The sequence below is a fragment of the Winogradskyella sp. 4-2091 genome, assembly GCF_045765065.1.
In the GTDB taxonomy this organism is placed as follows: Bacteria; Bacteroidota; Bacteroidia; order Flavobacteriales; family Flavobacteriaceae; genus Winogradskyella.
The window spans coordinates 268,864-294,082 of the sequence record NZ_JBJKOD010000003.1 but is presented as its reverse complement, the minus strand read 5'-3'; the positions used below and the strand labels follow the sequence as shown (position 1 = coordinate 294,082).

General features: G+C 32.8%; 26 protein-coding genes. 15 read left to right on the top strand and 11 right to left on the bottom strand.

The features are described from left to right. Window positions 1-4: 4 nt before the first annotated feature. From ACJBCC_RS05870 to ACJBCC_RS05825, 10 genes are all read left to right on the top strand, one after another. Window positions 5-1,447, top strand: coding sequence for a SusD/RagB family nutrient-binding outer membrane lipoprotein (locus ACJBCC_RS05870; protein ID WP_407556653.1), 1,443 nt, complete (start codon window positions 5-7; stop codon window positions 1,445-1,447). 6 nt (window positions 1,448-1,453) lie between these two features. Beyond that, entirely contained in the window at window positions 1,454-2,791 is a 1,338-nt protein-coding gene (locus ACJBCC_RS05865) for a sodium:solute symporter (RefSeq protein WP_407556652.1), read from the top strand. Between the two features lie 28 nt (window positions 2,792-2,819). Continuing rightward, the gene (locus ACJBCC_RS05860; RefSeq protein WP_407556651.1) at window positions 2,820-3,647 is read left to right on the top strand and encodes a metallophosphoesterase family protein; all 828 of its coding nucleotides are present in this window, start codon (window positions 2,820-2,822) and stop codon (window positions 3,645-3,647) included. Between the two features lie 30 nt (window positions 3,648-3,677). Beyond that, complete coding sequence (locus ACJBCC_RS05855; RefSeq protein ID WP_407556650.1) at window positions 3,678-4,187, top strand: rhodanese-like domain-containing protein; 510 nt, start codon at window positions 3,678-3,680, stop codon at window positions 4,185-4,187. Next, window positions 4,180-4,803: a TIGR04282 family arsenosugar biosynthesis glycosyltransferase gene (locus ACJBCC_RS05850; RefSeq protein WP_407556649.1), complete on the top strand. Its 624-nt coding sequence runs from the start codon at window positions 4,180-4,182 to the stop codon at window positions 4,801-4,803. Before ACJBCC_RS05855 ends, ACJBCC_RS05850 begins: the two co-directional genes overlap by 8 nt. Beyond that, window positions 4,800-5,528: a T9SS type A sorting domain-containing protein gene (locus ACJBCC_RS05845; RefSeq protein WP_407556648.1), complete on the top strand. Its 729-nt coding sequence runs from the start codon at window positions 4,800-4,802 to the stop codon at window positions 5,526-5,528. The genes ACJBCC_RS05850 and ACJBCC_RS05845 overlap by 4 nt, the downstream gene beginning before the upstream one ends. Before the next feature lie 4 nt (window positions 5,529-5,532). Continuing rightward, window positions 5,533-6,345 carry a purine-nucleoside phosphorylase gene (locus tag ACJBCC_RS05840; RefSeq protein ID WP_407556647.1) on the top strand — a complete coding sequence of 271 codons (813 nt, stop codon included), beginning with the start codon at window positions 5,533-5,535 and terminating at the stop codon, window positions 6,343-6,345. A gap of 255 nt (window positions 6,346-6,600) precedes the next feature. Beyond that, window positions 6,601-7,503, top strand: a complete 903-nt coding sequence (locus tag ACJBCC_RS05835) for a sterol desaturase family protein (protein ID WP_407556646.1) — start codon at window positions 6,601-6,603, stop codon at window positions 7,501-7,503. 11 nt (window positions 7,504-7,514) lie between these two features. Further along, complete coding sequence (locus ACJBCC_RS05830) at window positions 7,515-8,387, top strand: DUF547 domain-containing protein (protein ID WP_407556645.1); 873 nt, start codon at window positions 7,515-7,517, stop codon at window positions 8,385-8,387. A gap of 33 nt (window positions 8,388-8,420) precedes the next feature. Continuing rightward, complete coding sequence (locus tag ACJBCC_RS05825; RefSeq protein ID WP_407556644.1) at window positions 8,421-9,266, top strand: TIGR04283 family arsenosugar biosynthesis glycosyltransferase; 846 nt, start codon at window positions 8,421-8,423, stop codon at window positions 9,264-9,266. A gap of 49 nt (window positions 9,267-9,315) precedes the next feature. Here the strand turns inward: ACJBCC_RS05825 and ACJBCC_RS05820 are convergent, their stop codons facing one another. The 6 genes from ACJBCC_RS05820 to ACJBCC_RS05795 all read right to left on the bottom strand — a co-directional run bounded on the left by ACJBCC_RS05820 (window position 9,316) and on the right by ACJBCC_RS05795 (window position 14,111). Next, window positions 9,316-10,767, bottom strand: a complete 1,452-nt coding sequence (locus ACJBCC_RS05820; RefSeq protein WP_407556643.1) for a nicotinate phosphoribosyltransferase — start codon at window positions 10,765-10,767, stop codon at window positions 9,316-9,318. A 221-nt stretch (window positions 10,768-10,988) separates the two neighbouring features. After that, the gene (locus ACJBCC_RS05815; protein ID WP_407556642.1) at window positions 10,989-11,720 is read right to left on the bottom strand and encodes a metallophosphoesterase family protein; all 732 of its coding nucleotides are present in this window, start codon (window positions 11,718-11,720) and stop codon (window positions 10,989-10,991) included. Further along, the gene (locus ACJBCC_RS05810) at window positions 11,717-12,268 is read right to left on the bottom strand and encodes an RNA 2'-phosphotransferase (protein ID WP_407556641.1); all 552 of its coding nucleotides are present in this window, start codon (window positions 12,266-12,268) and stop codon (window positions 11,717-11,719) included. The genes ACJBCC_RS05815 and ACJBCC_RS05810 overlap by 4 nt, the downstream gene beginning before the upstream one ends. Next, window positions 12,252-12,488: a RyR domain-containing protein gene (locus ACJBCC_RS05805; protein WP_407556640.1), complete on the bottom strand. Its 237-nt coding sequence runs from the start codon at window positions 12,486-12,488 to the stop codon at window positions 12,252-12,254. The genes ACJBCC_RS05810 and ACJBCC_RS05805 overlap by 17 nt, the downstream gene beginning before the upstream one ends. A gap of 27 nt (window positions 12,489-12,515) precedes the next feature. After that, entirely contained in the window at window positions 12,516-13,355 is an 840-nt protein-coding gene (prs, locus tag ACJBCC_RS05800) for a ribose-phosphate diphosphokinase (RefSeq protein WP_407556639.1), read from the bottom strand. Window positions 13,356-13,418: 63 nt separating this feature from the next. Then, complete coding sequence (locus ACJBCC_RS05795; RefSeq protein ID WP_407556638.1) at window positions 13,419-14,111, bottom strand: NUDIX hydrolase; 693 nt, start codon at window positions 14,109-14,111, stop codon at window positions 13,419-13,421. A gap of 182 nt (window positions 14,112-14,293) precedes the next feature. Between ACJBCC_RS05795 and ACJBCC_RS05790 the strand changes: the two genes are divergently transcribed. Continuing rightward, the gene (locus ACJBCC_RS05790; RefSeq protein WP_407556637.1) at window positions 14,294-15,826 is read left to right on the top strand and encodes a carboxypeptidase-like regulatory domain-containing protein; all 1,533 of its coding nucleotides are present in this window, start codon (window positions 14,294-14,296) and stop codon (window positions 15,824-15,826) included. Here the strand turns inward: ACJBCC_RS05790 and ACJBCC_RS05785 are convergent. The 5 genes from ACJBCC_RS05785 to ACJBCC_RS05765 all read right to left on the bottom strand — a co-directional run bounded on the left by ACJBCC_RS05785 (window position 15,823) and on the right by ACJBCC_RS05765 (window position 20,599). After that, a complete protein-coding gene (locus ACJBCC_RS05785) occupies window positions 15,823-17,082 on the bottom strand; it encodes a POTRA domain-containing protein (RefSeq protein ID WP_407556636.1) in 1,260 nt (419 codons plus the stop codon). The two genes, ACJBCC_RS05790 and ACJBCC_RS05785, sit on opposite strands and share 4 nt — an antisense overlap. After that, window positions 17,079-17,813, bottom strand: a complete 735-nt coding sequence (locus ACJBCC_RS05780) for a hypothetical protein (protein ID WP_407556635.1) — start codon at window positions 17,811-17,813, stop codon at window positions 17,079-17,081. Before ACJBCC_RS05780 ends, ACJBCC_RS05785 begins: the two co-directional genes overlap by 4 nt. Further along, window positions 17,810-18,817: a glycoside hydrolase family 113 gene (locus tag ACJBCC_RS05775; protein WP_407556634.1), complete on the bottom strand. Its 1,008-nt coding sequence runs from the start codon at window positions 18,815-18,817 to the stop codon at window positions 17,810-17,812. Before ACJBCC_RS05775 ends, ACJBCC_RS05780 begins: the two co-directional genes overlap by 4 nt. Before the next feature lie 111 nt (window positions 18,818-18,928). Further along, window positions 18,929-19,822 carry a hypothetical protein gene (locus tag ACJBCC_RS05770; protein ID WP_407556633.1) on the bottom strand — a complete coding sequence of 298 codons (894 nt, stop codon included), beginning with the start codon at window positions 19,820-19,822 and terminating at the stop codon, window positions 18,929-18,931. A gap of 66 nt (window positions 19,823-19,888) precedes the next feature. Next, window positions 19,889-20,599 carry a DUF547 domain-containing protein gene (locus ACJBCC_RS05765; RefSeq protein ID WP_299102110.1) on the bottom strand — a complete coding sequence of 237 codons (711 nt, stop codon included), beginning with the start codon at window positions 20,597-20,599 and terminating at the stop codon, window positions 19,889-19,891. 192 nt (window positions 20,600-20,791) lie between these two features. On the opposite strand from ACJBCC_RS05765, the gene ACJBCC_RS05760 reads away from it, so the two are divergent. Genes ACJBCC_RS05760 through ACJBCC_RS05745 form a run of 4 tightly spaced genes read left to right on the top strand, consistent with a single transcriptional unit; the run spans window position 20,792 to window position 25,204 of the window. Continuing rightward, window positions 20,792-22,096: an NAD(P)/FAD-dependent oxidoreductase gene (locus ACJBCC_RS05760; RefSeq protein WP_299102112.1), complete on the top strand. Its 1,305-nt coding sequence runs from the start codon at window positions 20,792-20,794 to the stop codon at window positions 22,094-22,096. A 2-nt stretch (window positions 22,097-22,098) separates the two neighbouring features. Then, complete coding sequence (locus tag ACJBCC_RS05755) at window positions 22,099-23,688, top strand: 4Fe-4S binding protein (RefSeq protein ID WP_407556632.1); 1,590 nt, start codon at window positions 22,099-22,101, stop codon at window positions 23,686-23,688. Beyond that, window positions 23,688-24,515 (top strand): toxin-antitoxin system YwqK family antitoxin, encoded by an 828-nt coding sequence (locus tag ACJBCC_RS05750; RefSeq protein ID WP_407556631.1) that lies wholly within the window; start codon window positions 23,688-23,690, stop codon window positions 24,513-24,515. Before ACJBCC_RS05755 ends, ACJBCC_RS05750 begins: the two co-directional genes overlap by 1 nt. Further along, window positions 24,515-25,204, top strand: coding sequence for a glycosyltransferase family 2 protein (locus tag ACJBCC_RS05745; protein WP_407556630.1), 690 nt, complete (start codon window positions 24,515-24,517; stop codon window positions 25,202-25,204). The genes ACJBCC_RS05750 and ACJBCC_RS05745 overlap by 1 nt, the downstream gene beginning before the upstream one ends. Window positions 25,205-25,219: the final 15 nt, after the last annotated feature.

Sequence of the window (25,219 nt, the reverse complement as noted above, 5' to 3'; positions counted from 1 at the left end):
TACGATGAAAAAATTTATATATACCATTTCAATTTTAAGCTTAATTTTTACAACAAGCTGTACCAAAGATTTTGAAGATATCAATACCAATCCTAACTCGCCAAGTTCAGTACAACCGAGTTTATTGCTGCGACAAGTTATTTACGATTTTGGCGAAAACATGAGCTACGAAGGTTTTGTGGCTGGAGATTTATTAGCACAACACAGAACCGCTTTAGATTTTAATTTATTTGATAGACATGCTTTAAAATCACCACAATTAGGTGGTAATCCTTGGCCTATATTTTACACCAATTTAAGAGATAATGAAATCATTTTAAACCAATCGCAAACTGTGGAGACTTTTGCAGTTTATGAAGGTCCTGCGTTAATTTTAAAAGCTTATATGACAGCTGGCTTAACCGATTTATTTGGAGACGTTCCTTATTTTGAAGCCTTTAATGGTGTTGAAGGTTCCGTAACACCTGCTTACGATTTACAGGAGGATATTTACCTCAACACTAACGGTATTTTAGATAATCTAGACAAAGGTATTACAGCCATTGAAGCTTATGCCGATGTGATTCCACTAGAAGGCGATATTTTATTCAACGGCGACTTAGACGCTTGGGTAAAGTTTGCAAATGCCTTAAAAATTAAACATTTGCTTCGTATTTCAGATAAAGTAGATGTTTCAAGCGCAATGCAAACCTTGTATGATGAAGGGAATTATATCACTTCAAACAGTGAGAATGCTATTTTCAATTTTACAAATACAGACCCAAACAGTTTTAGATTAGCACAATTACGCATTGGAGATTTCAACAACTTCGTATTATCAGAAACTATGGAAGACATATTAGTTGCATTTAACGACACCAGAATTTCAAGTTTATTTCGTCCATTTTCTAATTCAACTTCAAATGAATATAACGGACTATTAAATGGTATTGATGCGTCCTCTACCTCTATTGCCTTAGCCGATTATTCTTTAGCAAGTACAGCTTTTAGAGAAGACACATCTACATTAGACGCTAATTTTATAACAGCTTGGGAAGTGCAATTTGCTTTAGCAGAAGCAGCAGCTAAAAATATAATTAACGCCAATGCACAAACCTTATACAATAATGGCGTTACTTTGGCTTTTGAGTATTGGAACACAACATTGCCAGCAGATTACTTAACAGGACCTGCAGCTTATAATGCCTTTGGTTCAAATCCTATTGAGCAAATTTTAACGCAAAAATGGATAGCGAATGTGATTAATGGTTACGAAGGTTGGATTGAATATAGACGAACAGGCTTCCCAGAATTAAGAACTATTTCTGCGAGTTTAAATAATGATGTCATTCCAGTAAGAATGCCTTATCCTGCGGAAGAAGAAGCTTTAAATTTTGAAAATTACAGTGTCGCTGCATCGGCAACCGACAACAATAGTATAAATGTTCCAGTGTGGTGGAATGAATAAAAACGTATGGATATAATTGACTGGCAATGGCTTTTAATAATCACATCGAGTGTTTTGCTCTTTGTGCTTTCGCCATTAGCAAAAACTTCAGACGAATTTTTTAAGGCGGTTCATAACAAGAAAGCACCAAATGCTTTAGTGCTTACTGGTAGTCTTATTATTTCTTGGATTTTTGCCAAGAGTATTACCAATGCAGCAAATTTAGGCTTAAGCTTTGGTATTGTTGGCGGTGTAGCTTATGCTGGCTACTATCTATCCTTTGCCGTAGCTGGTCTTCTGATTTACAAAATAAGAACGGTTGGTGGGTTTAAGAGTATTCATGAATTCCTTACCAGTAAATTTGGAAAAGGTGCTATGGCCTTATTTTCAATTTTAATTGCTATTCGTTTATTTAATGAAGTGTGGAGTAATACCATGGTTATTGGTAGTTATTTTGGAGACTTTGGAAGCACCAATTATTATTGGGCCATTGTGGTTTTTACCGCTTTAACTTTAGCTTATGCTATTAAAGGTGGATTGAGCAGTTCCATTTTTACAGATGTAATTCAAATGGTATTGTTTGGTATTTTATTATTAATCATTCTTTGGAAAATCTTCTCAGTAGAATCCTTTACCATCAGCGATGTTACTGCATCAGGAACATGGAGTTTTGAGTTGGGTTTAAATCTATTTTTCGCAGCCATTATTCAGTCGTTTAGTTATCCTTTTCACGACCCAGTTTTAACGGATAGAGCTTTTATAAGTTCGCCAAAAGTAACACGCAAAAGCTTTTTATGGGCAAGTTTACTAGGTGCTATTTGTATTATTTTATTTAGTATTATTGGTGTTTATGCACAAACACAAGGCTTTACAGGTCAGGCAGCAGTGCATGTTGGTAAAGCCTTTGGTGTTATCATTCTTTTAGTCATTAATTTTATAATGATAACCTCTGCAGCGTCTACTTTAGACTCAACATTTTCATCCTTTTCTAAATTATTAGTTATCGATTTAGGCATGGTAAAAGACCTTACATTCGGACGTGCTTCCATGGCTGCAATTGCCATTTTAGGAACCTTACCAATATTTTTAAATGCCGAAATTTTATCCGCAACAACCATTTCTGGAACCATGGTCATCGGTTTAACACCTATTTTTCTATTTTGGAATCTCAAAGTACCAAAAATCAGTTTTTATCTGAGCGTTATTACAGGATTGGTATTTGGTTTCTTATTGGTCTTTAATGTATTTCCTGAAGCTTTAATTTTTACAGAAGGTAAATATGCGGACTTGCTTTGGGTAAATATTTGGGGAATTTTAAGTTGTAATATTTTATATTTCATTCCTAAATGGCTAAAATTAAATTAATAAGCTGTCCAATGCAATGACAAAAACTATGAATAAAAACATAACTGACATAGGACATTTAACTGGTAAAGTATTACTCTTTGGTGGTGTTTACAGTAATCTTCAAGCCCTTGAAGCACTTATTGCTGTAGCAGAAGCGGAAGGGATTCCTCCAGAAAACTGTGTTTGTACAGGCGATATTATTGGGTATTGTGCGCAGCCAGAAGAAACCATTCAAACCTTTAAAAACTGGAAAGCTAAAAGCATTGTTGGCAATGTAGAAATACAATTACGCGATGATGAAGACGATTGTGGTTGCGATTTTAGAGCAGGCTCACGATGTGATAATTTTTCGCAACAATGGTATCCTTATGCTAAAAGTAAATTATCAAAGGATTCTTTAAATTATCTTGAAACGCTTCCAGACCATATAAAATTCACTATTGGGAATCAAAACTTGATGGTAGTTCATGGCTCGTATTTTAATGTATCTGAATTTATTTTTAAATCCACAGATTGGTCCATAAAAGCTAAAAATTTTGAAGTAAATCAAAGTGACATCATTATTGCTGGTCATTGTGGTTTACCTTTTTTAGACCAACAAGACGGTAAACTTTGGGTTAATCCTGGTGTTATTGGTATGCCTGCAAATGACGGAAATCCTAACGTTTGGTATGCTATTCTGGATGAATCTAAAAAACCAACTATAGTAAATTTCCGTAAATTAGATTATAATTACAAACGTACAAATCAACTGATGTTAAACGGATTTTTACCAGAATCTTATGCGAAAACTATAGTCTCTGGTATTTGGGACAACATGGAAATATTACCAGAAACAGAAAAACAATTACAAGGAAAACCGATACCACTGTAAGGTTGGATAAACAAATTATACTAAACCCTTATGAAGAATTTAATTTTACTCTCATTTCTGCTTCTAGGCATTACAGGACATAGCCAAAGTAGCATTAAAAAACTACTAAAAAAATATAACGAAGAAAGCGTGCCTTATATCTCTGTAGACGAATTAGCAATGCCAAAAACGGATGCTATTTTATTAGATGCTAGAGAAGTTTCAGAATTTAATGTTAGTCATTTAGAAGGTGCTGTATGTGTTGGTTATGACGAATTTAATTTAGATACAACTACGGAATTACTTCCTGATAAATCGGCAACCATTGTAGTGTATTGTTCACTTGGCATTCGTTCAGAAGATGTTGCCGAACAGCTTAAAAAGGCTGGTTACACCAATGTTTTTAATTTATTTGGTGGTATTTTTGAATGGAAAAATAACGACTTCTCAATTTATAATACAGAAGGCGAAACAGATGATGTTCACGCATTTTCTAAAGAATGGAGTAAATGGCTTTTAAAAGGGAATAAAATATACGATAAGCTTGAAAATGATGAATAAGAATGCCCTAATAATCTTTACTCGCAATCCCGAATTGGGAAAATGTAAAACACGTTTAGCAAAAACAATTGGTGATCAAAATGCGCTAGATATTTACAAATACCTATTACAGCACACAGCGAATATATCTCAAAAGGTAAATGCAGATATTTTTGTATTTTATTCAGAAAACATAAGTACAAATGACTTGTGGCACAACGACCATTTTATAAAAAAATTGCAATCTGGTAGTGACCTAGGTGAACGTATGCAAAATGCCTTTAAGGATGTATTTAATAGCGCTTACGAAAAAGCAGTGATAATTGGCAGTGACTTGCTAGATTTAAACGAATTCATAATTGATGAATCCTTTAAAAATTTAGAAAATCAAGATTTTGTAATAGGACCAGCAGAAGATGGAGGTTATTATCTTTTGGGAATGAAACACGCTTACCCTGAAGTGTTTAATATACAAAATTGGGGAGGAGAGACTGTTTACGAGCAAACAATTAACAAACTCAATGATAAAAGTGTGTATGTTTTAAAAACTCTTAACGACATAGATAATGTCGAAGATTTAAAACCATATAAAGTTTTCGAAAAATATTTAACAAACCACCAAATGTGTAAATTATGAAAACAAAATTACTTTTTATTTGCCTTATTTTTTCTGCAATTTCTACTGTTTATTCCCAATGTTCAGTGATGGCAACGGATTTTGAAAACAATAGCAGTATTCCAATGTACAATGTAATGGGAGATGTTACAGTTGTGCTAAACACAAATAATACTGTTACGCTCAACTTAGGAGACAATTTCACTACAGCCGCTGGACCAGACATTAGAGCCTATTTTGTAGCCTCAAATGGAGCTACAGATGCAACCTTAAGAAATTCGTTAATTTCTAATCTTGAAAACTTTGAGTTTGGCATAGTTGGTTCTAACACTATCAATCAAAACGGTTCAAAAATGTTTACTGTAAACATTCCAACTAATGTAAATATTTCTAATTACGACCGCGTATTTTTTTACTGCCAACAATTTGACCAATTTTGGGATTTTGGTAAAATAATTCCATTTACAAATACAACCTGTTCTGCATTAAGTGTAGAGGAAAACACTTTATCACAACAAATAAGTTTATCTCCAAATCCTGCAAATGATATTTTAGAAATCTCTAATAACACACAAGCCAATATTAATTTCTCTGTGTACAATACACTAGGCGACCGTATTTTAGAATATAAAAATCTTACGAAACAAACACAAATCATTGATATTTCTTCATTAAAAACTGGTTTATATTTAATACGTTTTTCAGTTAATGGTAATACCTTTACAAAAAAGCTAATTAAACATTAACTCAATGATTAAATTTATAACAGAAAGCACTGAATATTTACAAAGCAAAGGTTTTGAAAATCCTGAAATAGGTATCATTCTTGGTACTGGTTTAGGACAATTAATTAATGAAATTGAAATCATTGCAGAAGCCAGTTATAATCACATTCCTAATTTTCCAACGGCAACTGTAGAGTTTCATAAAGGCAAACTTATTTATGGAATTCTAGAAGGTAAGAAAGTCGTTGTGATGCAAGGCCGTTTTCATGTTTATGAAGGTTACACGTTGCAAGATGTGACGTTTCCGGTAAGAATTATGGAAAAATTAGGCATTACAACCTTATTAGTTTCTAATGCTGCAGGTGCTGTAAATTTAGATTTCAAAAAAGGTGAATTAATGCTTATTGACGACCATTTAAATTTACAAGGCGGTTCGCCTTTAGCTTTTAAAGGGGTTTCAGAATTAGGTGAGCGCTTTACTGATATGAGTGCACCTTATGATGCTGAAATCAACTCAAAATTTGAGGGCATAGCTAAAGCACAAAACATCACATTACACAAAGGTATTTATGCTAGTGTTGTTGGCCCACAGTTAGAAACGCGAGCAGAATACCGCATGCTTAAAATGATTGGTGCAGATGCTGTTGGTATGAGTACTGTACCAGAAATTATTGTTGCTAACCATTTGAATTTAAAAGCGGCTGCTGTTTCTGTTTTAACGGATGAGTGCGACCCAGAAAACCTTAAACCTGTTGATATTGCTGAAATTATTGCTATGGCAGGACAAGCAGAACCAAACATGATTACGTTGTTTAAAGAAATGATAAAGACACTTTAATAGTTGGCAGTCTTCAGTTTGCAGTCTTCAGTCTCACTGATACGCAACTATACGCTGAAAACCTTGTAGGTGTAAAATAAAAACGAAATCATTATCGCGAAATATCCTGCAAGGTCTTTTTTTCGACCTAGTAGGTGTAAACCATAATCAAGACCTAGCAGGTTTTAAAAACGTAGCAGGTCTAAATATATAAAAAAGAGATTCCTGCCTTCGCAGGAATGACAAAAGAAGATTCCCATTTTCATGGGAACTGAGATGGAAAAATACTTAGACATATTCACAAAATCCTATTCCAATTACTGGAATTATTTAAAATACGAACTCATTGACATTAATCATTGGGACAATTTTTTCTATGGCCTAGTTATAATCTCTATAGTCGTTTGGCTTTTAGAAATTATATTTCCTTGGAGAAAAAACCAAGCGTTAATCCGGAAGGATTTTTGGTTAGATACGTTCTATATGTTCTTCAATTTTTTTCTTCTGAATTTAATTGTTTTCATTGCTTTGTCAAATACAGTTTCAGAATTATTTAATGATGTTTTAGGCTTAGTTGGTTTATCGGTTTCTAGTTTTCAATTGTTTGATGTTGATGAGCTACCAAAGTGGTTAGGCTTATTCATCTTTTTTATAGTTTCCGATTTTGTACAATGGAACACACATCGACTTTTACATCGTTTTGAATGGCTTTGGAATTTCCACAAAGTACATCATTCTGTAAAGGAAATGGGCTTTGCTGCACACTTGCGTTACCATTGGATGGAACCAGTGATGTACAAGTCTATTTTATACATTCCTATTGCTATTATTGGCGGTTTTGATGCGCAAGATGTGGCTATCGTCTATTTCTTTAGCATTGCCGTTGGCCATTTAAACCATGCCAATTTGGGTTGGGATTATGGGTTTTTAAAATACATTTTTAATAATCCTAAAATGCATATCTGGCATCATGTAAAAGAATTGCCAAAAGACGTAAGGTATGGTGTTAATTTCGGACTAACATTAAGTCTTTGGGATTACATTTTTAAAACTGATTATATACCACACGATGGTAGAGATATTGAATTAGGTTTTGAAGGCGATGAAGAATTTCCTAAAGATTTTATTAGTCAGGAATTGTATCCTGCATTCTCTAAAAAACGAGAATCTGATGTTTAAAACTTCTACCAATGAAATATCTTTTTGTTTTAATTGTATCACTATTTCTAACGTCTTGCGCTGCGAAAAAGCAGACGATTAATACAGAAAAGAACACTTCTGAAGCGGCAACTATAGAAACTAAAAAAGCCGAATCCACTACAATTATTGAAGAGCCAGAATCTCAAAATGAAACAGTTCTAGAGTCAGAAGAAGAAATAATTCCACTGCCACCAAAACCACCGAAACGGTTATCTAATTATAAAGATGTAATGCATAACAGGTGGAACAAAATTTTACAAAAGCATGTTTCTGAATCTGGTAATGTTGATTATAAAGGCATAAAAAACGAATCTGAATTTGATGTCTACATTGATTACCTTAGTGAAACACTACCTGATGACAACTGGACTAAAGACGAAAAATTAGCCTATTGGATTAACGCTTACAATGCCTTAACTGTAGATTTAATTCTTAGACATTATCCTGTAAAAAGCATCAAAGACATTAAAGACCCTTGGGATCAAAGGCTTTGGCAATTTGGCGACAAGTGGCAAAACCTTAATGATATTGAACATAAGATTTTAAGAGAAATGAACGAACCTCGCATTCATTTTGCGATAGTTTGTGCGTCTATTTCCTGTCCTAATTTACAAAACGAAGCTTTTACAGCTTCAAATTTAGAAACGCAATTAACAGAGGCGACTAAAGAATTTTTGAAGGATTCTACTAAAAATGAATTAACCGAAGACCACATTAAATTGTCTAAAATTTTTAAATGGTTTAAAAAGGATTTTGAACACGATGGCAATTTAATAGATTTCTTAAATCAATATGCTGACCTAAAAATTTCAAGTTCAGCTAAAAAAAGTTTCAAAGATTACAACTGGAATTTGAATGATTAAAAACTCACCTAAAACATTTTTCGTAAGTAAACTATGATAAGTATAATTATTCCTGTTTTAAATGAAGCTGATAATATTGGTAATTTATTACACCATATTAATCAAAATACATTGGCTTCAAACATTTCGGAAATAATTATTGTTGATGGTGGAAGTACGGATGGAACATTACAAATTATTAGCGATTTCGTCGCTTCGAGGGATTCTGATCAACGTGAAGCATCGTATGGAGAAGAAAATAAAATAGTTCTCAATACAAAATTCCAAAAAAGGAATTTCACTCGAACTGACGTGCAACAAAGTAGTGACTTAAGTAATCCAAAAACAAGTTCGGCATCCCAAAATCAATCAAAAATTGTATTGGTTAATTCTGAAAAAGGTAGAGCCAAACAAATGAATTTTGGTGCAAAACATGCCAAAGGCAGCATTTTATATTTTCTTCATGCGGATTCTTTTCCACCAAAAGATTTTGACCAACTGATTATTAATGAAGTTAACAACAATAATAATGCAGGTTGTTTTAGAATGCAGTTTGATAGCAAGCATTGGTGGTTACGTTTAGCCAGTTGGTTGACGCAATTTTCTTGGCGTGCTTGCAGAGGAGGCGACCAAAGTCAGTTTATAACGCGAACACTTTTTGATGATATTGGTGGTTATGATGAAAATTATATCATTTACGAAGACAATATTTTAATTAACGAACTCTACGCCAGAAACCAATTTGTTGTGATTAATAAAAAGCTAAAAACCTCAGCTCGTATGTATAACAAGCATGGAATTTGGAAAGTGCAATATCACTTTTGGACTATTTATATAAAGAAGATGTTTGGTGCTTCGGCTGAAGAACTGCAAGCATATTATAAAAAGAGCGTCTGTTAAAAAACAAAACCTACAAGATCATTAGGACCTTGTAGGTTATAATTAGAAGTTAAGATTTTATTCGTTTTCTAATTTCGGTCAAACTTTCGTCGATTAACAATTTGCCATCGCGATAAACCTCTTTTAATTCGCCTTGGTTTTCTTCTTCCCAAGAGACTTGGTCTATTAATTGGTAAACACCATTTTGCTTTTCGATTTTAATTAAACCTTTAGCCGATTTCTTTGTACCATCATCTGTAATAGGATCTTTATAAATTTCGCGCCCTTCGCCATTTACTTCGCCATAGGTAGCTTTCATTGCAAATCCAAAGGTATCTCTTGTATTATATTGGTATGTAAAAGAACCAATACCTAAAACCACATTAGTTGAAGCAAAGCCTTTTTGTTTTAGACGCTCGCAAATTTGAGTCGCTCTATCTAAGGTGATGCTATCTCCATAAATGGCTCCAATATGTGCGTCTAATTCCTTATAACCTTTAGCGTTGGTTGTTCCTCCAAAAATCTCCCAAAGTAGTTCAATAACCCCTTTTTTCTCTTCAGTAGACGTGCCATTTGGATGACCACAAATAATATCTACAGGATCTCCAGAATCTGGTCTTATCACAACTTTTCCGTCTCTTGCTAATACTTCGTTTTTAAGATTTGGTAAATACTCGGTTAGAACTTTCCATAAATCCCAAGTATCTGAAACAATAGACACAATACCATTTGGATAGACTTCTGTAATTAAACGTTTAAAGGTTTCTTGCTCTCCCAAATTAGTGCCCATACACATTACAGAATGTTCGGTTGCTGCGACAGAACCACCAATTAACTCGGTATCTGAATTGGCATTGTAATAATCCTCTAAAAAGTCGATGGTTGGAATAGTATCTGTACCTGTAAAACTCAACAGATGTGCTGCTGACGACATTACAGCGGCTTCTAATCCTGCCATTCCTCGCATTGAAAAATCGTGACCTTGCCAATCTACAAATTCTGGAACTGACGATGTTTCTAAGGCATATTTATCTAAAATTGTTCGGTATTCTTTGGCTATAGTTGCCGAGTTACAAGGCATCCAAAGTGTGGTAGATAATAAGGTTTCGAAATAATTTGTGAGCCAAAAAAATTCTGGTTTTGTATTGTACATCGTTACCATTGGTACTCTAATTGGCACTTGCACACCTTCTGGCAACGCTTTTATAACCATTGGCAAATAGCCTAAATCATGAAGCGCTTCTATATGATCGATACCTACTTGGTTTGGCCCTAAATAATTATTGATACGTCTAGAGTAACGTTTACATATCTCAGCTTTTGGTTGATTGAAAAAATTAGTATTAAAATCCTCAATCATGTATTTTTTAATGAAATATTGCAACCCAAAAAACACAACATTTTCTATGCCTTCTATTCTACTCTTTCTCGGTGTCCAGTTAGAATATACTAATGTTGTTCCTTCTGGATATTGTCTTCTGTGGTCTACTTTGTAACCGTCTGTATATAATAGTGGATTCATAATAAAATTATTTAATTTGCGTAATATACACACAAATATATATTTTAATTTTGAGGCAACAAAATAATTTGCGTTTTATTTACGCAAATTATCTTTAAACCTTGTTGTTAAGTTGTAATTGTGGGTTAAAATTTAAAAATTGTAGTGTTTGGAAGTTGAGATTAATTATAAGAATTACACCCCTAAAATCTCCTCAAAGGGACAGTCTCACTGTTGCTTTTCTATTTATTTCTACCAGTCTCATTAGGATAATAATCCATAACTCTGTCTGTTTGAAACACTTCTTTAGTATCTACATCTATAGCAGATAAAGGGCCTTTAAAAGCAGCTCCTGTATCTACATTCCAGACATTAACAGCATTCATAGGTTGCGTTTGAGAATAATTGGTTGTAGGTGTATGGCCAATATAGATTTCCGCATAATGTTTTAAACGATTAGGATATAATTCGGAATGCTTTTCTATACGCTTGTCCATGGTCAATGCCATTTCCCAAAGGGTTCTATCAAAATAAAAATTTTGGATATTAAATTCTTTGTTTACACCATGCATAGACGTAAAACCAGCATGAAGAAATAATCTGTTTTTAGCATCAATATGATACATCGCTAAATCTTCAAAAAACTTAAGATGCATTTTTTTATCGTGATCCGAAACACCAATATAACTTTCTATTGATTCCTTTCCTCCATGTTGATACCACACCTCATTGATAAAACCAGATGCCAACCATTGTTCGCACCAAGCATCATGATTACCCTTAATAAAGGTACATGTATTTGTCTTTGATAAGTCTATTAAATATGAAATAACTTGGGCAGATTCACTCCAACCATCAACGTAATCACCTAAGAAAATAAGCACATCATCCTTAGTGATTTGAAGATTCTCTATAAGCTGTTTTAAGGCCTTAAATCCTCCGTGAATATCTCCTATGGCAAATGTTCTTTTCATTCTTTTAGTGTTATATATTCTAATGGTACAGTTTCCGTTAACCACACACCATTTTCTGAGCAGTAAAACTTAAAACCATCGCGATGCATTTTACCAGATGCTACATTTAAAATTAAGGCTTTCCCTCTTCGATTTCCTACCTTTAAAGCCGTCTCTACATCTTTACTTAAATGTACATGTTGTCTGCTTTGCTTTAGTAAGCCATATGTATTAATAGAATCCATAAACTTTGCAACCGTTCCATGCCATAAAACATCTGGTGGTTTTATGGGTTCTAGTTGTAAATCTACTGTTTTTACGGAATGCCCTTGATTAGCTCGTATTAAGGTTTTGTTATCATTAAAAGCAAAACGTTGTTTATCATTTGTGGCCACAATCTCTATTAATTCTTCCTTTGAAAAGCTTCTCTTTTTGGCTTTTGATTTCTCTATGAGTTCATCAACTTTTGCCCAACCGTTTTCGTTTAATTGTAGGTTGATATGTTCTGGCTGATGTCTTAACACCAAACTCAGAAATTTGCTTATTCTTTTTTTATGTTGTTCGTTCATTAGTAATCGCTTCTATAATCTGAACTGCAAAATTCCGATCTAATTGTTTCATGCTTTCCGAAAGTTCTTCATACGGTTTGAAACATTCTTTTTGCCATCGTTCTTTTCGTTCTTTAGAAATATTGGGTTCTGTTTCAATAATGTTTTTTGCCCAAGTTGTCCACATGTTATGGATGTGTTTTGATACCAACTCTAAAGTAATATTTGCATCGTCTATCATCATTTCGCTATAAAATTCTAATACTTTTCATCTAAGGATGTTGTTCAATGCTATCTGTACAACACCAACCTCATCTATATCCTTAAAACTATCTGTTGTAAAAATGGTTTCAAAATGTTGATTCAGAGCTTCTACACCTTTACTAAATATGCCATGACTTATGGCCAAATATAATTTTCCTGCGTTTTTCCTTTTGAGTTCTTCTGCTAAACCCATAAATGTTCCGCCTCCATCACAAATATCATCTACAATTAAACAGGCTTTACCTTCTAAATCATCTTCGTACACCTTAAACCCTTCAAGTTTTCCGTTGGTTACGTTTCGCTTTTTAGAACATTCTACAACTGGGAATCCGCCTAGAAATTCGCTCACTTTATAAATCTTTTTTAGAGCACCACCATCTGGTGAAATGAGTAAAACTTCAGAATTGATACCTCGTATTACCTGCTGAATAAACGTATGGTTAGTTATCACTTTACAATTGTTCAATACAGCTGCTGTGACTTCTGAATGCGGATCGAAAACCGAAACAGATTCAAAATTTAAACTATTAATGACCTCTGCATAGACCTTTACTGACAAGGCTTCTCCAGGAATCATAACACGATCTTGACGTGCTGCTGGCATATATGGCAAAAACAAATGCATGGTTTTTACATCCATTCTACGCAAAGCATCCACAGCAATCAATAGCAACCCTAAATCATTAAAGGATTGAATTCTGGTTGTTACCGTAACTTCTGTGACCTCATTTAAATCTGAAAGTATCTTAATATGAGGCTCGCCTCCAGAGAATGTAAAACTATTAAACTGAATGGTATTGTCTTTTCCTAAAGGTTGAAACGAAGTATCTAAATTTAAAATCATTTGCGTTATTTTTACACAAATGTAGATTGAAAATATGAATCGACCAAATATTTTGCGTAAAAACTACACAAACTTAATATCAAAGTGGAAGCCATCATCCACTAGCGTATCATATTTTTGCTTATTAAATTTAAATAGTTTTGCTGGTCTACCACTGCCTTCTTGGTGTAATTTATCAGTTTCTTCAACAAAACCAAAACTTTTAATTTTTTTTCTGAAGTTGCGTCTATCTATATCTCGACCTAATATTGTAGTATATAAATGTTCTAAATCTGAGAACGGAAATTCTGGAGATAGTAAATCAAAACCAATAGGTTGGTACATTAATTTGCCTTTTAATCGTTGTGCTGCCATTTGAAATATCTTCTTATGGTCAAAAGCCAATTTTGGTAAGTCATTTACCGGAAACCACTTAGCATCTACGGCATCTGTATCGCCTTTTATTTTAAAATGATTTGGCCTAACTAAACCAAAATAACTCACTGATATTACTCTATTTCTTGGATCTCTGTTTGGCTTTCCGAAGGTGTACAATTGTTCTAAATAATCAATCCTTACACCTGTTTCTTCTTTGAGCTCTCGTTTTACTGCTGCTTCTAAAGATTCGTGTTCTAACACTAATCCTCCTGGCATGGCCCAAGCATCTTTAAAGGGTTCTATACCTCTCTTAATTAATAAAACCGATAAATTCCCTTTAGACTCGTAGCCAAAAATCACTGCATCTACGGCTACCTTTATATCTTGTTGTAACGCCATGTTTTGTTTGTGTAATATTGACACAAATATACTAACATTGTTAAAATCTTGATAATGAAAACCTATAATTTTTCTTAAAGATGTTAAACTTAAGTAAAATATGACTTAACAAAATTATAAATTGAGTTTCAGAATTATTTCATTCTTCTACTTTGGCTGAACACCAATCAATTATCAACTCAATGAAAATCAATCAAATCATTATTGCGTTTGTAGTCTTTACGATATCGCAATCTTACGGACAGCACACTTTTTCTTCAAAATTATTAGATTCTAAAACTGAGCAACCCATTCCTTTTGCAACCATTCAGTTCAATGCCAAGTCTGGAGTCATTAGTAATGACAATGGCGAATTTAGCATCACTATTAAACGACATATTAAAGCTGTTGACTCTTTAGTTATTAGTTGTTTAGGCTATGAAGAAAAGCGAATTTCACTCTTAAATTATAACCATGCTACTATCTACCTAATACCACAAAGTGTAGATTTATCTGAAGTTTTAGTCACTAACAAATCTTACACCATTGATGAGATTTTAGATAAGATAAAAGAAGGGCTCGCTACGAATTACGATTATGACTATGCCAAACGCAAGTTATTTTTTAGACAATCCTTTTATACAAATATAGATAAGCATAACGTGCATTTAGAGAAATCTACGATTCCAGAATTTAACCAACATCTTATTGATAGTTTAATCACTATTATGCCCAAAACCATTGCAGACCACACTGAAATTTTAGGCGAACTTTACGGAAAAATTGAGCCTAAATCTTATCAGAAAATGGAAATTCTAAAAGCGTGCCAGCTCTACGATTCATCTGCTGATCTCAACTTTAACAACTATGAAGAACGCTTTAATGCTATTTTTAGAAAATATGTAAAACGCGATTCTTACTTTAAGATAAAATCGGGATGGTTTGGTGCTAAAGAAGAAATTGACTCGTCTTTGTTTGGCGATAAAAACGAGAAAGAAAAAGTTGTTACTGACGCTATGGTCGACGCTCAAAAGAAAAAGGACTCTCTAAAAAAATTAGGATTTTTGAACTGGAAAAAAATGATGGTTCATAATTTTGAAAACAATAATTTTATTGATGAAGACAATGACCTCAACTTTATTCATAAATCTAATCGTTATGAGTTTGAAGTTTCAGATTATGCTTATATGGACGACATGTTTGTTTATGAAATAGATTTTAAACCCAAACGCAGTGAAGATTATTTTGGCACCATGTACGTTAACACAGAGGATTTTGCTATAGTGCGCGTAGATTATAAAAACATAAAACCTTTAAGTAAGTTTTCTATACTTGGCATTTCCATGAATAAGTACTTAAAAGAAGGCACTATTATTTTTCAGAAAAACGAAAACGAAAAGTACACCCTAAAATATAGAGATGAAACTTTTGGAGAAAAAACAGGAATTAAGCGACCTATAAAAATCGTAGAAAAAAACAAAAATGTAAAAGGTAGACGTAAACAAAATGAATTAAAAGCAGACCTCCATTTTATAATTAGAAATATTGAAAAAACAGAACTCGTCGTTTTTGAAACTGATTTGTTATCTGAAGCAGACTATCATAATTTTAAAGAAAAAACACTTGTTTTACCGACTAAACTAAGTCAATATAATCCTGAATTCTGGAAAGGCCATAATATTATCGAACCAAATAATGCTATAAAAAAGTTTAAAGCCTTACCAGCTGAAGATTAAAAATACTGACCAATACCAAATACTAAACCACGTGTTGCATCTGGCGTAATACCAACACCATAATCAATTCTAAAAATAGCATTGAATATTTTTTTATGAATAAAACGTAAGCCTAAACCTGGATAAACCCGTAAATTTTCGGAATCTGAAAAGTCACTAAACGTTCCTCCTGGATTTCGCCATGTACCTGCATCAATAAAAGCGTTACCTTGAAGTGAAAACCATTTTTTTTCAAATAGTGTATATCTATATTCTGAATTTAAAACTATCGCTGCTGTTCCTCTATCAATAGTATTACCAACACCTCTTAAATTGACATTGTTATCTACTGAGAATGGTGCAAAAGGCGTTTTATTATTGGTTGCCATACCTAATCTTAATCTATTGGCCCAATTGCCTTTTTTACCGAAACGTTTGTAGTATAATAAATCATTCCAACCGATTAGAAATTCTGGTAATGAGTTATCTCTTGTCGTTACATACTGAAAATTAAGAATACTCCTAAAACCTTCTACATATTGATAATCGTAATTAAGGTTATTATATTCATAAATAAGTTTATACAATAACTTATGAACTCTCAAATCTTGAGGGATATTTGGGCTAGTGGCACCTGATTTATAACTGTAATCTTCGGTAAAATAATTGATACCAAATTCAAAACGGTTAGAAAAATTTAATTGAAATAAACCTAAAGCTTCATAAGACTCGTTATTGTATTTATAATCTGCCGATCTTCTATCAAAAAAAATAGGTTCTTGCGTGGTTAAATTTTGATAATTTAATGCCAAGCCAAACGATCTACTAAATAGATATGGTGCTCTAAAGTTTACCGCATAAGAACTGTATATGTCTTTTTGATAAAAGCCTCCAAAGGTTATATTCTGTCCTAAGAAATTAAATTCGTACAAGCCTAAACGATAAGCAAATTCATCATCATTAGTGGTGTAAACATTAACGGACGGAATAATAGTAAAGTTTTCTTCAATATTATAAAACACATTGTATTCATTAGTCCCTTCTGCAGGAAACACTTGATAATACGCGTGTGCAATTGAAGGTAACCGTTTCAATAGTTTAATATCCTCTTCTATCACAGCAGAATCTAAAACTACACCTGGTTTTATATTAGAAATCTTTTTTACAAAAGCACTTTTCAATTTTTTATTGCCTTGCACTTTTAGATCCGCGACTTTGTTTTGAGAATAACCAAAACAACAAAAACTAAAAAGGAAGAGGAGTAAAATTCGATTCATTGGGCTGTAAATTGTAAAACAAATAATTCATTGACCCAATTATCTTCACTTACATCCATAATAGTAAATTTATAATCTTGTCCTTGAGTTAAATTTGGTGGTGTTCCGTTGGTAATATTTAAAACAACATTTGAAGTATTGTAATATTGAAATTGATTCTCGTAAGTATACGTACCTGAAATTAAATCATCATCTGTAGTAGATAAAACCTGAAAGAAAATAGCATTATTACTTTCTGAATTGATATCCCAATTAAAAACTGGCATCAAGGATTCATCATGATTAATATTAATTTGATCTGAAAACAACATTGGCTGCGACTGATTTTTAGACCTAATAGGATTAGATAATTTTATCTCATCATCTATTTCAACAGATACAACAAACCAACGTTCTGAAGTATATGTTGCAACAAATTTTCTTAGATACCCATTAAATAAAGGGAGATCACTATTTATCACTTGCGTGTAATTTGAAAAATCATTAGGATCTACATCAGTAGAACTGGTTTGATAAAGTCTAAAATTAGAGGCATTATTTTCGGGATAAAAGTAGACTTCCAAAGTATTTGCATCATTTACATCATTACCTGCACAAGCGATAACCGCTCCGTTTTCAAAAATTCGGTTTTCAATATAATCTGACAATATAATAGAATCATCAGAGGTGTTACCATCAGATGAACAGCTTACAATGAGCAGCGCAATAAAAATAAACTTTAGTTTTTTCATTCTTCAGTTTTATAATAGTTTTTAATAACAGCTTCAACCGGTTTATTTTGTGGTGTAAACATATGATTATCTTCTCCTCCAACATTCTCGTAATCGTGAAACCATTTCCAAATAAAGCCACCAGCAAACCAATCTTCTTTCCAAAACGTTTCGTAAAGTGCTTTTGTAGTGTTTACTTGTGCGTCCATATTTACACCTTGCATACTTCGCGATGACACCCAAGGTTCTTTGCCAGAATAGTCTACACTTCTATAACCATATTCCGTGAATAAAATAGGCTTATCGTGTTTTGTAGACATTTCTTCAATGGTAGATTTATGTGCTTTCCACCCTTCTAAACAATCCTGAAGTGTTGGTGTTTTATTTTCACTAACCGGAAAATAAGCATCTACGCCAATAAAATCGAGTTGATCCCAAAATGGCGTGCGCTTAAATTCGTCCCAATTGGCAGCATAAGTTAATTTACCTTTATAAATGGTTTTAATTTTAGTTATTAAGTCCATCCAATAATTTGGCCTATGTTTTACAAAGTTTTCGAGCTCAGTGCCAATGCAAAGAATTTCGGCATTTATCTCATTAGCTAAAGCTGCATATTCTAAGATGAAATTGGAGTAAGATTCCTCTAAAAGTTTCCAGTTTTCTTCGGAATCCATTTTAATTAATCCGGTAAATTCTCCTTTCCAAACCCAAATCTGAGGCTTTACCATTATTTTAATCTGCTCGGTTCTTAGCGCTTCAATATATTGCTTTGCACCTGCTCTTGTTTCTCCAAACCATTGTCTTTCTGTGTTATGAATTATTTCGGGATGCTCTAAGTTTTTTATAAATCCAAAAGGCATAATCGCAGCATAATTGGCATTTACATTAACTACAGGTTGCACGTGTTTATCGTCTATTACATCTCTAGATGCCACAAAACTAACACCATTTATCTTTTCGGTTTGACTCGTACAAGATTGAATTACTAAGCACAAAAAAATAATTAAGAACTTACAAAGCTTCATAGGTTTTGATATTGTATTTCTAAATATAGAAAAGATCCCGTTGATACTGAAATAAATTCAGCACAAGAAACGGGATTTCTTCTAATAAGCGTTAACCATAAAAATGAAGGTCTAAAACAAAGCTCTTAAACCTAAATTAAAGGTTTGTCCTAAACCTGTATTATTTCCTCTTACAAAATTGGTGTACAAGGTTTCAATATTTAAAACCTTTGTTAATTGATATTTAAAACCACCACCTAAGGCTGTGAAATCTTGTTCAAAATCATTACCTGTATCAATACGTTGAGAATGTTGTGCTAAAGCTAGAACCGTAAATTTATCGCTCGGAAAATAACTTAGAAAAACACCTGGTGTTAAGTTAAGACTGTTATTAGCAAAACTATTTTCTTTTTTACCAAAATTATATTCGGTGTTTAGCTCAGTAAAGATTTGCCAATCTCCACTCGGAAAGGTGTAATCGTAGAAAAATCTATTCTGAAAAATAAATCCTTTCTGATCTAAAAACACACCATTATTACCATTTATAGGTAAGAAATCTTCAGATTCATTATCTACTAATGGAATATGAAATGCACTCTGAATTGTGAAATTTGACACATTCTTAAACGGATTAAACTTTACAGCAGGTGCAAATGATGTAAAACCAGATCGTGCTGTGCCTTTTTCACCATCAAAAGAAAACACGTCTAATGCGTCTCTACCTGCTATAACATTAGATCTAAATTCTAATAGTAAACCAACATTAAATTTACTGTTTTCAGAAACACCTGTAAAAACATCTATACTCGATGTAAAAAAGGTTTGTCTTGGTTCTTTGCCATCGCTAAATGTACTTTCAGTTTGGGTATATAGGTTATTAAACCACTTAATATCCCATTGTCCTTTTTCTAATAATTTTGAAGGTGTATATTCTTGAATAACACTCTTCTCTTTTTCCTCGTCTTCTTGCGAAAATCCTAAAAATGTAACCATCATTACTAGGATTGATAAACTAATTTTTTTCATTGCTTTTTTTGTTGATTAATATTTTAGGTTAAGTTAATTTTTGGGATCACTATTTCTAAAGAGATTTTATTGTTTGTTCAAATTCCAGTTATATGTGAAATAACTTAACTTAAAGTTATCAGGAATTTTTTCTGTTCTATATTTATTTATAAACTCAATTTCGGTAATGCCATCCATAGTAAAATCCTCTTTATACCATTTCATAATTTCAGAAGCTTCCACCTTTTTTTTCTTTGTATTAACCTTTAGAAAACTACCATTCAGTGCTTCTTTTGTTTGCTTCTCTAATTGTGCATTTAACGTATTTGGCATATATGCTTCACTAATTAAAGGCGGACAACCCAACGCACCACAAACTAAGACAAAATGAAAACGAGCATCCTTAAAGTTACCTCTTAACAATTTATGTTCAATATCATTTAATGTAATATCCATGCCACCTAAACTATAGGTCGTTTTATCAAAAAAACCAGCATTGTCTAAAGGAGACTTAGTTGGGTAGTTATCTATAATTCCTTTTATAACCGAAATATTATAGGCATTTATCCAAAAAGCTTGAAAGTTTTTTACATCCGTTTTTTCGACTGATATACCTTCAGCAATTTTTAGAATGTCGTTTAAAGACGATTGGTCTTTATGGATTTTATTATATCCTACCTTTCCGTTTTTAACATGTGTTTCAAAGAACGCATCCGTCTTAGAAAAAAACGTTTCTAAATCTTGCGCATTCATACTCGAAGTAATTATAAGGGCAAATAAAAAGCTAAAAATTTTCATAATTCTAAAGTTTAAAGACTTTTAGGTCGCAACAAATTAATAGGACTTACAACAATTTTGAAAAAAACTAACGTCTTACTGAAATACATATCCTTACAAAACACAATTAATTTAAAAAGGATATAAATAAGATTCAAAAATTAAGTTATTACCTTTAGTTGCGACAGACTGCATAACTAACTAACAAATTTCATGGAACACATCGTTATTATAGGCAACGGAATTTCTGGTGTTACACTAGCCAGACATATAAGAAAGCTATCTAATAAAAAGATTACAATTATCTCTGCTGAAACAGATTATTTCTTTTCACGTACAGCATTAATGTATGTGTATATGGGACACATGAAGTTTGAACACACACAACCTTACGAAAACTGGTTTTGGAAAAAGAACAGAATTGAACTTAAAAAAGGTTACGTAAAAAATGTTGAAACAAAATCTAAAACACTTCATTTTGCCGAAGGAGACACGATGCAATATGATAAATTGATTATTGCAACAGGAAGTAAACCCAACAAATTTGGTTGGCCAGGACAAGATTTAAATGGTGTTATGGGCATGTACCACAAACAAGATTTAGATAATCTTGAAAAACATGCACCTAATAAAGAGGTCTGTAAACGTGCTGTAATTGTTGGAGGTGGTTTAATAGGAATTGAATTAGCGGAAATGTTGAATTCTAGAAGTATTCCAGTTACCTTTTTAGTAAGAGAAGATAGTTTTTGGAATGGTGTTTTACCAAAAGGTGAAAGTGAGATGATTAATAGACATATAAAAAATCATCATATAGATTTGAGGCTCTCAACTAATTTAAAAGAAATAAAATCTGACGAAAACGGAAACGTTAAATCTGTCATTATTGAAGAAACAGGAGAAGAAATCCCTTGTAACGTGGTAGGATTAACTGCTGGAGTGACGCCTAACATCGATTTCTTAAAAGGTTCAGAAATTGAATTAGGACGAGGCGTAAAAGTGAATCGTTTTTTAGAAACTAACATTTCAGATGTATATGCAATTGGTGATTGCGCTGAACAACATGAAGCTATTGGCAACCGTAGACCTATTGAAGCCGTTTGGTACACAGGCAGAATGATGGGAGAAACCTTAGCACAAACCATTTGTGGTAATAAAATTGAATACAAACCAGGTCATTGGTTTAACTCTGCTAAATTTTTAGATATTGAATATCAAACCTACGGTTGGGTTTTTGGTGTAAGAGGTCGTCCTGAACACGAAAAACATTTTCACTGGAAACACAATGATGACACTAAATGCATCACAGTAGCTTACCACAAAAACACTAAAGAATTTTTAGGCATCAACACTTTTGGCATACGAATGCGACATGAAACGTTTGATACCTGGTTAACGGAAAAACGCAATGTAGATTACGTAATAAATCATTTATCTGAAGCCAATTTTGATCCTGAGTTTTATTCAAAATTTGAAAATGAAATACTAACAGCCTACAATAAACAACTACAAACCGCTTAATTATGAGTAATAAATTAAATCATAGTATGTCTCTGGCAAAACCAGATGCTGTAGACATTACAAACAAACAAAAAATAGCGTTAGCTGTTGGCGTTATAGGTTTATTCATTTTAGTTTTAGCTTTATTCAACACCAACTTTCCTAACAAAGCCGTTTTCCTATCGCTTTCATTAGGTTTAATTACAGTTGGTACAATTATATATGCTAGAGAAGCCTACCTAACTAAATTAGAAGGCATAAAAAATGATGGCGTTTGGTTTAAATCCATTTCTTCTCGTGGTGTTTGGGGTTGGATTGTTGGTGTAATACTAACTACATTTTATATTGTGCTTTATTTCTTTCCAAAGTATTTAGGTCTAGGCTCAGATGGCGAAGCCAATGCAGGTTTAATCGGTTTATTTGACCCGTTAAGTCAATTACTAAGTGGAAGAAATGCAAGTCAATGGTTTGTTTATGGCACATTATATACGGTTGCTATTTTAGCTTTTGGGTATAAGTTTATTCTTAAATACAGGCATAATCGCTACCAACAAATACGTACAGTTTCGGTTATGTTTTTTCAATTAGGTTTTGCCTTTTTGATTCCAGAATTCATGTACGTTATGAATAACGACTTACCTTACTACGACCTTAAAAGTATTTGGCCACTTAACTATTATATTTTTGACGAATGGTCTGTTAATGGCTTCCTATCTAACGGAAATATTGGATTGGCATTAATTCTGTTTGGTATCATATCCATATTTGTCATCACACCAATTCTTACATACAAATACGGAAAGCGTTGGTATTGTTCTTGGGTTTGTGGCTGTGGTGGTTTAGCGGAAACTGCAGGAGATTCATTCAGACAATTATCATCTAAAAAAATGTCGGCTTGGAAATTAGAACGATGGTTAATACATACCGTTTTAGTTTTTTCTGTAGTGATGACAACAGCCATGATTTACACTTATTTAGGTTACGATAAAAATGATTTTTGGCTAACTCGAGATGTATTTATTAGCTTAGTTATTGGCTTTTTAACTTTAGTTTTTGCTGCAGTTATGTTTTTTAGAAGACAAGAACTTGGTAAAGATGCTAAATATGGTGCTATTGGCTTTTTCTCAGTAATTGCATTATTACTTATTATGCACTTTACAGGTACTACAGAACATATTTTTTATATTAAAGCTGGCGCTTTAAGGTCTGCTTATGGTATATATATTGGTTCTATTTTCTCTGGTGTTATTGGTACTGGCTTCTACCCTATTTTAGGAAATAGATCTTGGTGTCGTTTTGGTTGTCCAATGGCCGCGATTCTAGGGTTTCAACAACGTTTGTTTTCTAAATTTAGAATTACAACAAACGGCGGACAATGTATTTCTTGTGGTAACTGTTCTAACAGTTGCGAGATGGGAATAGACGTACGTGCTTATGCACAGAAAGGCGAAAACATCGTACGTTCTAGTTGTGTTGGTTGTGGTATTTGTTCTGCAGTTTGCCCAAGAGGTGTTCTTAAACTAGAGAATGATAGCATGAAAGGAAGAATTAATCCAACGGAAATTTTATTAGGAAATGATGTTGATTTAATGGATTTAGTAAATCAGAAATAATGCGAGTCTTTCTATTTTTATTGTTGTTTTCATCCTTGGCTTTTGGCCAAAAAAACTACACGAAAAACATTTATGACAATGGAGAAACCAGTTCTAAAGGTTGGCTTCAAAACAATCTAAAAGTTGAATATTGGTACTTTTATCACACCAATGGTCAATTAGAAAAACGTGGTGCTTTTATTAATGGAAAAGAAAATGGGTTTTGGAGCTTTTACGATAAAACCGGAAACATTGAAGCCTATGGATATTTTAAAAATGGACTTAAAATAAATCATTGGAAAATGTTTTATAACAATAGACTATTAGAAGAAGGTCATTACAATAACGGCAAACGTTCTAAATACTGGAAATTCTATTTCTCTAATGGTAGATTAAAAGAAAAGGGACATTACAAAGACAACCTAAAATCAGCTTACTGGAAAACCTATTACAACAACGGCAAACTAGCTAATGAAGGTCAATATTTAAATGGAAAACAAACAGGATATTGGCGTTTTTACTACGATAATGGTCAAATTGAAAAAGTTGGTGATTATAAGTTAGGAAAACTCACTAGCTATTGGCAATTTTACAGCGAAAATGGTTTTAAAACTTCTGAAGGTCATTTTGTAAATGGCAAAAAAGATGATTGGTGGTTATTTTATGATAAAAATGAAAAAATTAACCACAAGTGTCAATTAACTAACAATAAAAAAAATGGATATTGCCTCATGTATAAAAATGAAGAATTAATAGCTGCTTCAAAATATTCTAAAGGAAAAAAACTGAAAGAATGGACAGATTTAAAATCATTTAAAAGAGACAATAAACTATCAGATTTAAAATAATGCCCAATATAAAAGTTATTATCCCTGCGTATAATGAAGAAGAATCCATTCCTCATGTTATAAAAGCTATTCCAAAACTAGTTAATGAGATTATTGTTGTTAGTAACAATTCTACTGATAACACAGAGCTAAATGCAAAAAACGCAGGAGCAACCGTTTTAGTTGAAAACCAAAAAGGATACGGTTTTGCCTGCTTAAAAGGCATGAACTATATTTCTCAACAAAAAAACAAACCAGATATTATTGTTTTTTTAGATGGTGATTATAGTGATTACCCGGAAGAACTGACTAAAATAGTGCAACCTATAATTGAAGAAAATATTGATTTCGTTATTGGATCTAGAGTTGAAGAATTACGCGAAGCAGGTTCTATGACCAAACCACAAATTTTTGGTAATTGGCTAGCAACTAGCTTAATGAAATTATTCTTTAAATCAACTTTTACAGATTTGGGCCCTTTTAGAGCTATTAAATACAGTAAATTATTGGATTTAAAAATGGAAGATAAAACTTATGGTTGGACGGTAGAAATGCAACTTAAGGTATTAAAACAAAAAATGAGCTATAAAGAAATTCCTGTTAATTATAGAAACAGAATAGGCCTCTCAAAAGTTTCAGGTACGATAAAAGGTGCTATCTTTGCTGGCGTAAAAATCTTAACTTGGATTTTTAAATATAGTTTTAAGTGATCTACCTTCAATACA

Bases quoted from the DNA above. Each gene is read 5' to 3' on its own strand.
- ACJBCC_RS05870 (WP_407556653.1), top strand. From the start codon at position 5: ATGAAAAAATTTATATATACCATTTCAATTTTAAGCTTAATTTTTACA.
- ACJBCC_RS05865 (WP_407556652.1), top strand. From the start codon at position 1,454: ATGGATATAATTGACTGGCAATGGCTTTTAATAATCACATCGAGTGTT.
- ACJBCC_RS05860 (WP_407556651.1), top strand. From the start codon at position 2,820: ATGAATAAAAACATAACTGACATAGGACATTTAACTGGTAAAGTATTA.
- ACJBCC_RS05855 (WP_407556650.1), top strand. From the start codon at position 3,678: ATGAAGAATTTAATTTTACTCTCATTTCTGCTTCTAGGCATTACAGGA.
- ACJBCC_RS05850 (WP_407556649.1), top strand. From the start codon at position 4,180: ATGAATAAGAATGCCCTAATAATCTTTACTCGCAATCCCGAATTGGGA.
- ACJBCC_RS05845 (WP_407556648.1), top strand. From the start codon at position 4,800: ATGAAAACAAAATTACTTTTTATTTGCCTTATTTTTTCTGCAATTTCT.
- ACJBCC_RS05840 (WP_407556647.1), top strand. From the start codon at position 5,533: ATGATTAAATTTATAACAGAAAGCACTGAATATTTACAAAGCAAAGGT.
- ACJBCC_RS05835 (WP_407556646.1), top strand. From the start codon at position 6,601: ATGGAAAAATACTTAGACATATTCACAAAATCCTATTCCAATTACTGG.
- ACJBCC_RS05830 (WP_407556645.1), top strand. From the start codon at position 7,515: ATGAAATATCTTTTTGTTTTAATTGTATCACTATTTCTAACGTCTTGC.
- ACJBCC_RS05825 (WP_407556644.1), top strand. From the start codon at position 8,421: ATGATAAGTATAATTATTCCTGTTTTAAATGAAGCTGATAATATTGGT.
- ACJBCC_RS05820 (WP_407556643.1), bottom strand. From the start codon at position 10,767: ATGAATCCACTATTATATACAGACGGTTACAAAGTAGACCACAGAAGA.
- ACJBCC_RS05815 (WP_407556642.1), bottom strand. From the start codon at position 11,720: ATGAAAAGAACATTTGCCATAGGAGATATTCACGGAGGATTTAAGGCC.
- ACJBCC_RS05810 (WP_407556641.1), bottom strand. From the start codon at position 12,268: ATGAACGAACAACATAAAAAAAGAATAAGCAAATTTCTGAGTTTGGTG.
- ACJBCC_RS05805 (WP_407556640.1), bottom strand. From the start codon at position 12,488: ATGATAGACGATGCAAATATTACTTTAGAGTTGGTATCAAAACACATC.
- prs (WP_407556639.1), bottom strand. From the start codon at position 13,355: ATGATTTTAAATTTAGATACTTCGTTTCAACCTTTAGGAAAAGACAAT.
- ACJBCC_RS05795 (WP_407556638.1), bottom strand. From the start codon at position 14,111: ATGGCGTTACAACAAGATATAAAGGTAGCCGTAGATGCAGTGATTTTT.
- ACJBCC_RS05790 (WP_407556637.1), top strand. From the start codon at position 14,294: ATGAAAATCAATCAAATCATTATTGCGTTTGTAGTCTTTACGATATCG.
- ACJBCC_RS05785 (WP_407556636.1), bottom strand. From the start codon at position 17,082: ATGAATCGAATTTTACTCCTCTTCCTTTTTAGTTTTTGTTGTTTTGGT.
- ACJBCC_RS05780 (WP_407556635.1), bottom strand. From the start codon at position 17,813: ATGAAAAAACTAAAGTTTATTTTTATTGCGCTGCTCATTGTAAGCTGT.
- ACJBCC_RS05775 (WP_407556634.1), bottom strand. From the start codon at position 18,817: ATGAAGCTTTGTAAGTTCTTAATTATTTTTTTGTGCTTAGTAATTCAA.
- ACJBCC_RS05770 (WP_407556633.1), bottom strand. From the start codon at position 19,822: ATGAAAAAAATTAGTTTATCAATCCTAGTAATGATGGTTACATTTTTA.
- ACJBCC_RS05765 (WP_299102110.1), bottom strand. From the start codon at position 20,599: ATGAAAATTTTTAGCTTTTTATTTGCCCTTATAATTACTTCGAGTATG.
- ACJBCC_RS05760 (WP_299102112.1), top strand. From the start codon at position 20,792: ATGGAACACATCGTTATTATAGGCAACGGAATTTCTGGTGTTACACTA.
- ACJBCC_RS05755 (WP_407556632.1), top strand. From the start codon at position 22,099: ATGAGTAATAAATTAAATCATAGTATGTCTCTGGCAAAACCAGATGCT.
- ACJBCC_RS05750 (WP_407556631.1), top strand. From the start codon at position 23,688: ATGCGAGTCTTTCTATTTTTATTGTTGTTTTCATCCTTGGCTTTTGGC.
- ACJBCC_RS05745 (WP_407556630.1), top strand. From the start codon at position 24,515: ATGCCCAATATAAAAGTTATTATCCCTGCGTATAATGAAGAAGAATCC.